Source organism: Bremerella alba (assembly GCF_013618625.1).
GTDB lineage: Bacteria > Planctomycetota > Planctomycetia > Pirellulales > Pirellulaceae > Bremerella > Bremerella alba.
Genome location: NZ_JABRWO010000012.1, coordinates 36,429 through 48,819, shown reverse-complemented (window position 1 = coordinate 48,819; position 12,391 = coordinate 36,429). Strand labels below are relative to the sequence as shown.

13 protein-coding genes are annotated in these 12,391 nt (G+C 54.3%); all 13 read left to right on the top strand.

Translation table 11 applies throughout. The features are described 5' to 3' along the window. Positions 1–5: 5 nt before the first annotated feature. Positions 6–1,613, top strand: a complete 1,608-nt coding sequence (locus HOV93_RS19875) for a flagellar hook-length control protein FliK (RefSeq protein ID WP_207398290.1) — start codon at positions 6–8, stop codon at positions 1,611–1,613. A 71-nt stretch (positions 1,614–1,684) separates the two neighbouring features. Continuing rightward, entirely contained in the window at positions 1,685–2,257 is a 573-nt protein-coding gene (locus HOV93_RS19870; protein ID WP_207398289.1) for a flagellar hook assembly protein FlgD, read from the top strand. A gap of 57 nt (positions 2,258–2,314) precedes the next feature. Next, positions 2,315–5,152: a flagellar hook-basal body complex protein gene (locus tag HOV93_RS19865; protein WP_207398288.1), complete on the top strand. Its 2,838-nt coding sequence runs from the start codon at positions 2,315–2,317 to the stop codon at positions 5,150–5,152. A gap of 99 nt (positions 5,153–5,251) precedes the next feature. Next, positions 5,252–5,473, top strand: coding sequence for a flagellar FlbD family protein (locus HOV93_RS19860; RefSeq protein ID WP_207398287.1), 222 nt, complete (start codon positions 5,252–5,254; stop codon positions 5,471–5,473). 11 nt (positions 5,474–5,484) lie between these two features. Further along, entirely contained in the window at positions 5,485–6,261 is a 777-nt protein-coding gene (locus HOV93_RS19855) for a motility protein A (RefSeq protein ID WP_207398286.1), read from the top strand. Between the two features lie 12 nt (positions 6,262–6,273). Continuing rightward, the gene (locus tag HOV93_RS19850; RefSeq protein ID WP_207398285.1) at positions 6,274–7,041 is read left to right on the top strand and encodes an OmpA/MotB family protein; all 768 of its coding nucleotides are present in this window, start codon (positions 6,274–6,276) and stop codon (positions 7,039–7,041) included. 73 nt (positions 7,042–7,114) lie between these two features. Next, complete coding sequence (locus HOV93_RS19845) at positions 7,115–7,675, top strand: hypothetical protein (protein WP_207398284.1); 561 nt, start codon at positions 7,115–7,117, stop codon at positions 7,673–7,675. A gap of 33 nt (positions 7,676–7,708) precedes the next feature. Continuing rightward, positions 7,709–8,344, top strand: coding sequence for a flagellar motor switch protein FliN (gene fliN, locus HOV93_RS19840; RefSeq protein WP_207398283.1), 636 nt, complete (start codon positions 7,709–7,711; stop codon positions 8,342–8,344). A 188-nt stretch (positions 8,345–8,532) separates the two neighbouring features. Then, complete coding sequence (locus HOV93_RS19835) at positions 8,533–9,213, top strand: FliO/MopB family protein (protein ID WP_207398282.1); 681 nt, start codon at positions 8,533–8,535, stop codon at positions 9,211–9,213. Positions 9,214–9,215: 2 nt separating this feature from the next. Then, positions 9,216–10,142 carry a flagellar type III secretion system pore protein FliP gene (locus HOV93_RS19830; protein WP_207398281.1) on the top strand — a complete coding sequence of 309 codons (927 nt, stop codon included), beginning with the start codon at positions 9,216–9,218 and terminating at the stop codon, positions 10,140–10,142. Positions 10,143–10,157: 15 nt separating this feature from the next. Further along, positions 10,158–10,433 (top strand): flagellar biosynthesis protein FliQ, encoded by a 276-nt coding sequence (fliQ, locus tag HOV93_RS19825; RefSeq protein WP_207398280.1) that lies wholly within the window; start codon positions 10,158–10,160, stop codon positions 10,431–10,433. A gap of 23 nt (positions 10,434–10,456) precedes the next feature. Next, on the top strand, positions 10,457–11,260 hold the full coding sequence (locus tag HOV93_RS19820; RefSeq protein WP_207398279.1) for a flagellar biosynthetic protein FliR: 804 nt from the start codon (positions 10,457–10,459) through the stop codon (positions 11,258–11,260). A 3-nt stretch (positions 11,261–11,263) separates the two neighbouring features. Then, positions 11,264–12,373, top strand: a complete 1,110-nt coding sequence (gene flhB, locus HOV93_RS19815) for a flagellar biosynthesis protein FlhB (RefSeq protein ID WP_207398278.1) — start codon at positions 11,264–11,266, stop codon at positions 12,371–12,373. The last annotated feature ends 18 nt before the right edge of the window (positions 12,374–12,391 follow it).

The following is a 12,391-nucleotide window of genomic DNA, read 5'->3' as shown; positions in this document are numbered from 1 at the left end:
ATACCATGGAATCGTCATCACCTAACTCCGTGAATCCAACACCAGGCTGGTCAGGCGGGACACGTGCCAATGCTACGTCGAGTTCCGATCCGATGGCGTTTTTCGACTTAATTATGAAGTCGTCTCAGGCTATGACGACCCAAGGCAGTAAGTCGTTCGACCCTGTCGCGTCAACCAAAGCCGAAGTGCCATCAAGCAAGCCGTACACTGCCCCAACAGACGACCCAAACCTTCATGATGGCTACGACGATTCGCCATCCTCGGTCGGCAGTGAAGTCCGTGCGAGTGAAGCATCGGACGTCGACCAAACCGAGCCCCCATCGATTGACCAGGACGATACAGCCGCTGATACGGACTTTTCAGAGCAATCTTCGGCAAAGGAAGAAACAGATCCAGACCAGGCAGCCTTGGAGACCGCCGCTGCTGCGGGACAACAAGAGCAGGTAGTGGGTCCAGCTGATCCATTAGAAAAAGTGGAACAAGCGGATATCGAGGAACAAGCCCCAGCCGATGTGGTCAATTCCACAAGTGCGAAGAAGGAAACGCCTCCTCAGGGTGAAGTGAACACGGACCAGCCCCTCGATACGACAAATTCGTCCGAGGAAGCTTCTGGTGAGCAAAGTGAGTCTTTTGCACCACCAACCGACGATTCAGTTCAAAGCAGTGCGAACCAGCAGGATACTCAGTCGTTTGCCGTGCCCGAAGAAGAATCGCCTGTGGAAGAGGCTGAAGCGGCAAGTGAGGTGCGCTCCGGTGATGATGGAAAATTGAAAATAGAATCGCTCGATCAAACAGCCGAAGAATCGGCCCAGATTGAAGACAATCTGGAGACTAGCGATGACCGAAGAGACGGATCTTCCGAGCAGCATCAAAAAAATAAGACGATGCAGAACGCCGACAATAAGAAAGCCGGTTCGGTCGATGTTGTCGAGACAACGGCGACTGTTTCGACCGATTCGTCGACCCTCACGGCCGTGACCAAAGCCAGTGAAGCATTGGCCGCGGCGGCCTCGGGTACAGCCCCAACAGCGGCTAGTCCGACCAGTAGTAACGCTCCGAATACCAATGCCGGTGTAAACAACCTCTCGACGCTCCTGCAGCGTGGTTTGCAACGAGGATCGCTTCAGAAAACAGAGGGAAGTCAGACCCCACAACTCGATCCCAAGCAGCAGATCCGATTGATCAACCGTGTCGCTAGGGCCGTCGAATCAACACCGCCGGGACAGTCTATCAAGATTCGCTTGAACCCATCAGAACTTGGGCAACTGAAGGTGGAGATCAAGATCGAAAATGGCAACATGACCGCCAAAATCGAAGCCGAGAATCCCGCCACACGGCAGGTCTTGTTGGAGAATCTTCCCCAGCTTCGCGAGCGACTCGCGGAATCGAATATCAACGTCCAGCAATTCGAGGTCGAGTTGATGGATCAGCAAACTCCACAGGATGGTTCGGCTTCTAATTTCGCAGACCAATCAGACCGTGAGGGCGGGTCGAAAAGCTCGCGTAGTCAAGACGCACAAAGTAGCTCGGAGGAAGAAACCACTTCGAGCACGCATGAATCAGTCAACAAAGATGCCGAGCGAGACAGTCTTAATCTGAATGTCACAGCTTAGAGAAATTCGTAAAGCATACCTGAGCAACTACAAAATAAATTAACCGCAGTTCACTTACCCGTGAGCGAAACATGTCAAGAATAGATTCTAGTACGTCGACCAATAGTTCCAGTTCAACTGCAAGTCAGCCCACGGATTTGCGTGAGTTGACCATGGATCATTTTCTGCAATTGATGATTGCCGAAATGCAGAACCAAGATCCCCTCGATCCAATGGAAAACTCAGAGATGCTGCAACAGATCAGCCAGATTCGCGAGATCGGGGCGACCGATCAACTTCGCGAATCGTTGGACTCGATGCAGCAGAGTCAAGGAATTTCGACCGCTAGTGGCCTGATTGGCAAGCAGGTCCAGGCCCTGACCGACGACGGATACGTTCTGTTTGGCGTGGTACAGAGCGTCCAGTTGGCCCCCAATGACGATGGAACCCGTGACATGACATTGAAGGTCAACACGGGCGATCAGACGGTGGATGTAAAAATGGATGACATCTTCACGATCCTGCCGGCACAAGTTCAGACTCCTCCGACCGACGGTACCGACGGCACGGACGATACCGACTCTGGTGACGAGACAGGCGATGGCACAGAGGGTACCGACGATTCAGGCGATACGGTTGACGAAACCGAAGAAACGACCACCTAAAACAACCACGCTCTCCAAGGACTTGGAGACGTTTCCTAAATTGCAAGGAGCATAATCATGGGTCTAGCATCTGCACTCTCGACTGCATTGACCGGGATGACGGCGGCCGAAACACAAATCGACGTCACCGGAAATAACCTGGCCAATGCCCAAACGGTCGGTTTTAAAGCATCCGAGGCGACCTTTGCGACTCAGTTTCTGCAGACGCAAAGTCTCGGCTCCAAGCCGACCGATTCCAATGGTGGTACCAATCCTCGTCAAACGGGACTTGGTACGAAGGTCGCGGAGATCACGCCGAACTTCACCCAAGGTACGATTGAAGTTAGTAACAGCCCTTCCGACCTGGCCATTCAAGGGGACGGCTTCTTTATTGTGGAAGGGGGCGCCGGCGAAACGTTGTATACCCGCAACGGTATTTTCAAAACGAATTCGCAAAACGAACTCGTGACGATTACCGGTCAACGCGTGCTCGGCTTTGGTATCGACGAAAGCTTCCAGATTCAACGAACGCAACTCGTTCCGCTTACGATCCCTCTGGGGGCCAAGAGTGTCGCCAAGGCAACCGAAAACGTTTACCTGGAAGGTACGCTCACCGCGACTGGCGATCTGGCAACGCAAGGTCAGGTGATTGAGAGTGCGATCCTGGGTAACTCTAACGTGCCTCGTCCGGATACTTCGAGTTCCAGCGTGGGCGTCTCGACCCAGCCGACGATCACGGATATCACCGCCGCATCGGCCATCACGCCCGGCATTGCGACCACGACCGATGCACAAACCGAAGGGGCCGGCGGTTCGGTTCCCGATGGTACGTTCAACTATCGCTTCACCTATTCCAACGCAGGTCTTTCGGGTGAAACGCTCGCCTCGGGGGATTACGCCGTGACTCTGGCCGACGGCAATGCCTCGGCAAACGATAACACGGTTACGTTCACTGATCCGCCCCAGTCGAGTTCGCACTCGCAGCTGAATATGTACCGCAGTAACGATGGCGGTGCAAACTACTTCCTGGTCAGTTCGACCGCGATGGGCTCGCCGGTAACCGACACGGCCGCCGCGCCGACGGCTACGCAATTAGATGCCGCGATGATTGGTGGTACCGGAGTCGACGGTACGCTCAGCGGTGGCGACGTCTACCAGTATCGCTACACGTACATTGACGGTTCCGGCAATGAGACGGCTCCGTCCAGTGCCCATACGGTTACGGTCTCGGGCAGTCCGGCTGATGGTAATGGTTACTCGGTGGTTTTGGATGATCTTCCAACCAGTGGTGACTACGATTCGGTGCGAATTTACCGAACAGCCGCCGGTGGTTCAGACTTCTACGAGTTGGATACGTTGACGATGGCCGCTGCGGCGATGCCTTACGTCGACGATGGCAGTACCCCGCTGTCGACCGATCAACTCGACGCCCAGACGATCAATGGTAACTATACCTACTTGGTCACCTTTTCTCGTGCTGGTGAGGAAGAATCGCGTCCGTCTTTGGCCATCGGTCCCCAGAACGTGGTGAACGGACGAATCGAGCTTTCCAACTTGCCGCTTCCTCCGACTCCTCCGCCCGAAGGTGGTTTCCCGGCTTATGACAAGGTGCGAGTCTATCGAAATCTTTCGACCGATTCGTCGAATTTTTACCTGGTGGAAGAGCTTGATCCAGGCGAAGACTTCATCGATACCAAGGCCGACTCCGAGATCTCGGACTTGAGTGTGACGGGGAATAAGTCGATCGACTTGGACGGTCCCAAAATTAACTCGAATACGCTGCTGGTCGACGTTGTGAAGCGTGACGGGCTGAACTTCGAGAACGTCTTCGAGGTTGGCGAACTCAGCTTCACCGGCTTCAAGGGAGAACGCAGGCTCGACGAAAAGACCTTCACCGTTACCGATACGACCATCGTGCAGGAACTGCTTGAGTTCATCGAGTCGTCAACCGGTATTCAGCCGTCGGTCAACGGCAATGCGAACCCGATTCCGGGTTCGACGAATTCGATTCCAGGCGAATCGGGAACACTGCCGCAAGGTATCTCGATTACCGATGGACGCATTCGAGTCGTCTCGAACAACGGTGTCGACAATGGAGTCGATATCAAGCTGTCGTCGTTCACGCTCGACAACAACAGCGGTGTGCTGCAGAATCCAAATCTCAACTTCGGCACGGTACAAGAGGCCGTTGGTCAGAGTGCGGTCTCTGACTTCGTTGTCTACGATACGTTGGGTATTCCCGTGAATGTCCGCGTGACTGCCACGCTTGAAAGCCGAGATGGTACGAACACCGTTTACCGCTGGTACGCCGACTCGCCGGATAACGATGCGGCCATGGACACGGGTGACATCGGCGAGGCCGAAATCGCCGTGGGTACCGGGCTCATCTACTTTGATGGTGACGGTAACTTCGTCGGTACCGATAACAATACCGTCACGATCCAGCGTCGGGACATCCCCTCGCAGTCGCCGCTGGAGTTCGATCTGGACTTTACGCAGTTGTCTGGCTTGGCTGCCAGCGAACCCACGCTCAATGCCTCGCGGCAAGATGGTTCCGGCACCGGGACGCTGAACAGTTTCATTATCGGTGAAGATGGTGTTATCCGTGGTGTGTTCTCTAATGGTGTCGACCGCGACCTGGGGATGCTGCAATTGGCTCGTTTCGGCAATCCGACCGGCCTCGAGCAGCGTGGCGAAAACCTATTTGCCACCGGCGTGAACTCCGGCCTGCCGGTGACCGGCGATCCGGGTGCGGACGGTCTGGGTGACGTCATCGCAGGTGCCGTGGAATTGAGTAACACGGACATCGGTGGAAACTTGATCGACTTGATCCTGGCGTCGACACAATATCGAGGTAGTTCCCGAGTGATCACGACCGCTCAGCAGCTATTTGACGAACTATTGAACCTGCGGTAATAAAACGCTAGCACGTTCTAGACTTTGACCTACGGTTGAAAGCCTAGTGCGCTCAGCGAGCGTACTAGGCATTCCGTGCTTCGAATGGGAGCGGCCAGGATGATCAAGTTGACTCGACTCGGTGGCGAACCGTTCGTTTTAAATGCCGAGCTGATTCGGTACGTGGAAGCCAATCCAGACACGTTCATCACTCTGACAAACGGGGATCGGATTGTTGTCCAAGAGAAAACTGACGTTGTCGTAGATCGCGTAATCGAGTACCACCAGCGCAAAAATTTGTTACCCCCAGGATTTGCCCGGCCAGACACCGGGGAAAAATAGAATAAAACGCCATGGATATCGCATCCGTCGTCGGACTTTTGGCTGCGATCGGACTGATTCTTACAGCCATTCTGATCGCACCAGGTTCCTCCCTGATGGCGTTCATCGATGTGCCATCGTTTTTGGTGGTTTGCGGTGGGGCCGTTGCGGCATGCATGATCGCGTTCCCGCTGAAGTCGATGCTCGGCATGCCCATGTCCATCAAGGTGATCTTTCTGAATAAGGCACCTGACTACGGCGAGTTGATCAAGCAAATCGTAAGCCTGGCTGAAACAGCTCGTCGCGATGGGTTGCTGGCTTTGGAGGGTCGCATTAGCGAAATCGACAATCCGTTCATCATCACCGGCATTCAAATGGCCGTCGACGGCACTCGGCCCGACGCGATTGAAGATATCATGCGAACCGAAATGGATGCCGTGGCAACGCGGCATCGTGATGCCAAGGCGGTGTCCGATCAGATGGGACGCTTCGCTCCGGCCTACGGGATGATCGGAACGCTGCTAGGGCTGATTATCATGCTCGGTAACATGAGCGATCCCAGCTCGATTGGTTCCGGGATGGCTGTGGCATTATTGACGACGCTTTATGGAGCCATTGTCTCGAACGTCTTTTTTCTGCCATTTTCCGAGAAGTTGGGGTTCCTGAACAAGCAGGAACTACTCGGGATGGAAATCGCTATCCGCGGCATTATGGCGATTCAGTCAGGCGAGAATCCGCGAGTCATCGAACAAAAGCTGCGCACGTTTCTGCCACCGGCGGTTCGCGCTAAGATGGACGCCGAGAAATAAGGAAACCATGCCATGGACGATGATGATGAAGCACCTGGCATTCCCGAGTGGGTTGTGACCTTCGGTGACATGATGTCGCTGCTTTTAACCTTCTTCATTATGCTCGTCTCGATGAGCGAAATTAAGAAGGATGAGCAGTACCAGGCACTCGTCGAATCATTTCGCCGACAGTTCGGTCACGATAGCTCGATGGAAAGCGTGCTCGCTGGGAACGCTAAGCCACGTAATTCCAATCTGGCCAAGCTGGCAACGATGGGACGAGCCAAGCGATTCTCGACTCATGCTGGCGGTGACAAAGTCAAAGCACCGGTCGGGGATAGTCCGCAAGTTCGGATTATTCGGCCTGGATCAAAGACCGCAGTCGGAACGGTTGTTTACTTTCCGGAAGACAGCGCGAAGCTTGACGAAACGGCCATCGCAGCGCTTCAGGCGCAAAGCTTGGAATTTGGTGGGAAACCGCAGAAGATCGAGATTCGCGGCCATACCTCTTTGAAACCGCTTCCAGCAGATAGCCCCTTCAAAACGCACTGGGACCTCGCCTACGCCCGTTGTATGGCCGTTAAGCAATACCTGGTGTCCTTAGGCATCGACGAACGACGTATTCGTGTCGCGGTTGCAGGGAAAAACGAGCCCTTTCATATCGGGACCGACCCACTGCTGTTGAAGCAAAATCCTCGTGTGGAAGTCTTTCTGCTGGATGAAGTGATAGACGACTTGGTCGGTACGGCTCAGGAACAAGCCAATCGACGTGCCCCGCCGATTGAGGCGCCAGGAAACTAGCTGCGTGCGCGCTATTGCATGCTACGTTTGTGCAGTAGCATGCTCTAGATAATCTAGCAAGAAGCAGTTTCCCATGGCCGATTCAGCAACCAGTACCGCATCGCCCGACGTAGTAAAAGGACCACCCATGAAAGCGAAAATGCAAATTCTGGGAGGGATTCTAGTCTTGGTTCTTTTGGAATGCGTGGTTGCCTACCTAATTATTCCCAGCCCGCAGGATGTGATTCGGGCCGCGGAAATACAGGCCCAAGAGGATGAGACTAACGGCACAACAGCGACTCAAGAGCTAGAACCGTTGTCCGTCGATGAAGAGACCGTCGAGATCGATCTAGGCAAACCCTTTGGCATTACCGCCTATCGTCCTCTAAGCGAATCGACCATGCGGATCGACTTCCATCTGTTCGCCACAATTCGAGCTAGTGACGAGGCCAACTTCTCGTCTTCGATGGAAAAGAACGAGAATCGTTTTCGCGAACAAGTGATTGTAACTGTCCGCAGCAGCGACGAAGGCGAGCTTACCGATCCCAGTTTGGGGTTGCTCAAGCGTAAGATTTTAGAGAAAACCAACAACATCTTGGGCAAGCCGATGGTGCATTCCATCGTGTTTAGCGAGTTTTCATTCGTCGAACAATAATTGCGACGACCTCTTCATCTGGAATGGAATCCGATGACTGACGATCAAATGGGACAGGACGAGATCGAAGAGCTGCTCCGGAAAGCCCAGTCGGGCGACATGAGTGCTAGCGGTCCTGCCCCCAAGAAAGAAGAAGATCTCGAGGCTCTCGACCAGAACGATATTGAAGCGTTGTTTCAAAATCCTGGATCTGCCGCGAGTTCCCAACCTAGTCAGCAACAGCCTGCCGCCACAGCCGCCGCGACGCAACCGCCGCAAGGTGCTCACTCAGGATCCAGCCAAGGTGCTTCCGATATGGAGTACCTCCTCAATCAAGCTGAAGCCGCGATCGCCTCGTTGAATTCGCCGAACGAAAACATGCCCGAAGGCATCTCTCCCTTCACGCTTCGCGACTTTGGTGGTTCCCCAGCGAGTACCGATAAGACAACGATCGACCTGGTTCGCGACGTTGAACTCGAAGTTAAGATCGAGCTCGGAAACGCGGACATGCATCTGGAAGAAGTCCTGCAAATGCAAAAGGGCTCGGTTGTGCCGTTGGACAAGCTGGCAGGCGATCCGGTCGATATCTTCGTCAACGGTCGATTGATTGCACGCGGGGAGGTTCTCATCCTCAACGACAACTTTTGCGTGCGTATTACCGAGTTGATTGTGGGTGACTCGGTCGTCTAGACAAACGCGGCTGCTAGCACAGATTGCCCGACGTTTCGCCGGATTCGTATTGAGCCGAGACGGATCAGTTTCTAAGATGCCACACCCGCTATTGTGTGTGGGAGATGGGATGCGGCAGGAAGCTAATTCCCTACTATCTTTTTCGACCAGTCGCTATCGCGACTTGAGTGAAAATCAGGAAGACTTTCATGCGGAACGGAATCCTTGCTACGTGCGTGTTGGCGCTGACATGGTTCGCTGGGGCACCGGCTGCGACAGCCAACGACTACCCTGGTTCGCAAGTACCGCCTAACCAACCGCTGCAGATCCGAAACGAAGCTCCGCCGGCCTTTCCACCGTTGGCGCAAGCGCTGCACGTAGAAGCCGTTCCTGACGCTGGCCACAACGCCCCTATTCCGGCAGTCGCTCAGCCTGCGGCAGCCGTCGAGCCGCTGCGTCTTCCGCCACCCAGCAAGGCCAAGGACACCGGCGTCTCTATGCCGGTCTTTAACTTTCAAAGCAATCAAACCGCCAGCATCGCCGCGAGCTTGCTGGTGGTGGTCGGTTTATTCCTGATCTTTGCGTGGGTCGGCAAGAAGAATATGAAACCGGGCGGTAGCCGCCTATCAAAAGAGATCATCCAAGTTCTCGGAAAGAGTCAACTCAGTGGCAAACAGCAACTGGAACTGGTTCGTGTCGGGCACAAGCTGCTTCTCTTGTGCGTCACTCCTAACGGCGTCGAAACGCTGACTGAGATCACTGAACCAGGCGAAGTGGAACGTTTGTTGGCTATCGTTCGGCAAGATTCGCCAGGCAGTATGAAGGCCACGTTTCAAGATGTGCTGAGCCAAATGGGGCACCAGCCAGCACGCGGTTTTCTGGAGGCTTAGGCATGCATATACTGCGAAACATTGCTTGGATTCTGATTGCCCTGGCAGCCGCACTTCAGCCACAGTTGGCGATTGCGCAGCAGTCAACTTCTATCCCGGAAACGTTGATCGAGTCGTCGCTCGATCGACCGATCCAGAATGAAATGGAAGACCTGAGCGACTTCGTCAAAGCCGGTCCAGAGCATTGGACCAGTCCGCAGGGGCTTTCCAGTACCATCCAGATCATGGTGCTGCTGACGGTCATCAGCCTGGCTCCAGCGCTGTTGATTATGACCACCAGTTTCATTCGCATCACCATCGTGCTTGGTCTTTTACGACAAGCCATCGGTACGCAGCAGCTTCCGCCCAGTCAGGTAATCACGGCCTTGGCGATGTTTATGACGTTCATGGTGATGCACCCTTACTGGCAAGAGGTATACGAAGAGAGTATCGGGCCTTACACGCGTCAGGAAGTGAATCCCGAAACGGGACAACAGTTCAAGCTGTTTGCCGAGGAAGATCCAATTACCGGGGTTACCGGACCAGACGAAGCGTGGGAACGGGGCGTCAAACCGATTCGGCAGTTCATGGCCAAGCAGATCGATATCGCTGGCAATAGCGACGATGTTTGGATGTTCTACGAGTTCCTGCCCAAAAAGACGCGAGAAGAAATTGGCGAACCCCAGTCGTACGACGACGTACCTCTGCAGGCCCTTGTCCCTGCTTTTATGCTCAGCGAATTGAAAACGGCTTTCTTAATTGGTTTCCAAATTTATCTTCCGTTTCTAATTCTAGACATCGTGATTGCCAGCGTGACGATTTCGATGGGCATGATGATGCTGCCGCCGGTGATGATATCGCTGCCGTTTAAGATTTTGCTCTTCGTCTTGGTCGATGGTTGGACGTTAATCGTCGGCATGTTGATGCAAAGTTTCGCTCCCACTCTTTAGCCTTAGGCATCGTCAATGAATGCTCAAACGACAGTTGATCTTACGAGACAGGCCATGATGATGTGCCTGATCATTGGTGCCCCAGTGCTTGTGGTCGGTATGGTAGTGGGGCTCTTGGTTGGCTTTCTGCAGGCTTTAACGCAGGTCCAGGATCAAACGGTCTCGTTCGTTCCGAAGATCTTGGCGATGGCCATCGCGTTGGCGTTTACGCTGCCGTGGATCTTTCAGAAGCTGGCCGGGTACACGGTCGAGTTGTTCAGCAACATTCCCGACCGAATCGCTGGTGGTTAAACACGAGCCAAGGAACGCCCCTAATGGAACTGCTTCGGTATTTGGAACCGAACCTTGAGCAACTGCTGATCTTCGCGGCGATCGTTACGCGAATCGGCGGGCTCGTGGCTACGGCTCCTGTGCTAGGAGCGAACTATGCCCCGATCCAAGTTAAATCTTTTCTGGCTGTCGCCATTTCGTTGATGCTGACCCCTGTATTTTGGGACTACGATTTTCCTGAGCCGGGCAACGCAGCGAACTTGCTGATTATGATGGGGGCTGAATTAATCATCGGTCTTTCGCTTGGGCTGGGGATTAAAATCTTGTTTGCGGGTGTGCAAATGACCGGGCAACTCCTTGGTCAGATTGGCGGTCTCTCGATTGCGGACGTCTTCAACCCAGCCTTCGACGACAATGTCCCCATGCTGGCGATCGTCTTCGATCTTGTGGTACTGGCCGTGTTTCTGGTCATTGGGGGGCATCGCTTCTTAATGTCGGCGCTGCTGCATACCTTTGCGGAGATACCTCCTGGGGTGGCTGCAATCGACGTACAAATAGTGCATGTAATTCGTGAGACATTGGCAAACTCGCTGATCTTAGGCGTTCAGGCCGCCGCCCCTGGGACCGTCGCATTATTGGTCGGTGTGCTTGTGATGGGTGTGATCAGTCGGACGCTACCTCAGTTGAACTTAATGGCCATTGGTTTCAGCATGAACACGATGCTGTTGATGGCCTTTGTCATGTTGACCATTGGTAGCGTGGTGTGGATTTTTCAAGGTTCGGTCGAACCGACCGTCGATAACATTCGATCCATGTTTCATCGGACGGTCGAAACTGCCCAGAACTAGACGATGGCCGATCAAGAAAAAACAGAAGAAGCATCCCAGCATCGCCGCGAGCAAGCGCGCGAGAAGGGTCAGGTTCCCAAGAGCCAAGACTTGGTGTCGGCCGTTATGCTGGCCGCTGCGCTGAGTGCGCTCATGTTCTTCGGTCGTGACCTGATCGACTTTCTGGGGCAATTGACCCGCGACGAACTCGGTACGGTTCCACCGCTTAATCCCACCGACATGTGGGCCACCAATCATACGGCCACCGCCTTTTGGCGATTGGCCATGGTCATGCTACCGATCTTGGCGGTCCTGTTTCTCGCGGCCGTCGCAATCAACTTGATGCAGTCTGGCGTGATGTTCCTGCCAGATAAGCTGGGCTTCGATTGGAATCGCGTGAATCCGGCGTCCGGCATTCAGCGGATGTTCTCGCTGACGAACTTTATGAAGCTGATTTTTGGCATCGGCAAAGTCATTATCATCTCAGTCGTCGCTGGCGTGACACTTTGGTTTGAGATGGAGACCATTCTCGGACTTTCGGCAATGAGCACCATGGAGGTGGCCCGGTACCTGCTCGATACGTCGCTGTGGACCTCGATGAAGATCGCCGCTGCGCTGGTCATTCTGGCCATACTCGACTACGCCTACCAGGTATGGAAGGCCGAGCAAGATATGATGATGACCAAGGAAGAGGTTCGCGAAGAAATCAAGACGATGCAGGGTGACCCGCAGATTGTGGCCAAACGTCGCCAGGTGGCACGGCAACTGGCAATGAACCGCATGTCGACCGATGTACCCACGGCTGATGTCGTCGTGACTAACCCGACCGAACTGGCGATTGCGTTGAAATACGATCCCTACGAGATGTCGGCCCCGGTGGTAGTAGCCAAGGGAGCAGGCACCGTCGCGCAAAGAATTCGACGACTGGCCTTGGAAAACCATATCCCCGTGGTCGAACGCAAAGAGCTGGCGCGTGCACTCTATAAGGAAGCCGAGATAGGCTACCCGGTGCCGGCCGATCGGTATGCGGCAGTTGCTGAAGTCTTGCGCTACGTTTACGAACTGCAAGGCAAGCAAATGCCGACGATGGCCGACTTGGAGAACGCCGACCGCGAGCGGGGCAGGGCAGCGTAAGCTTGTTGTACCGACGTC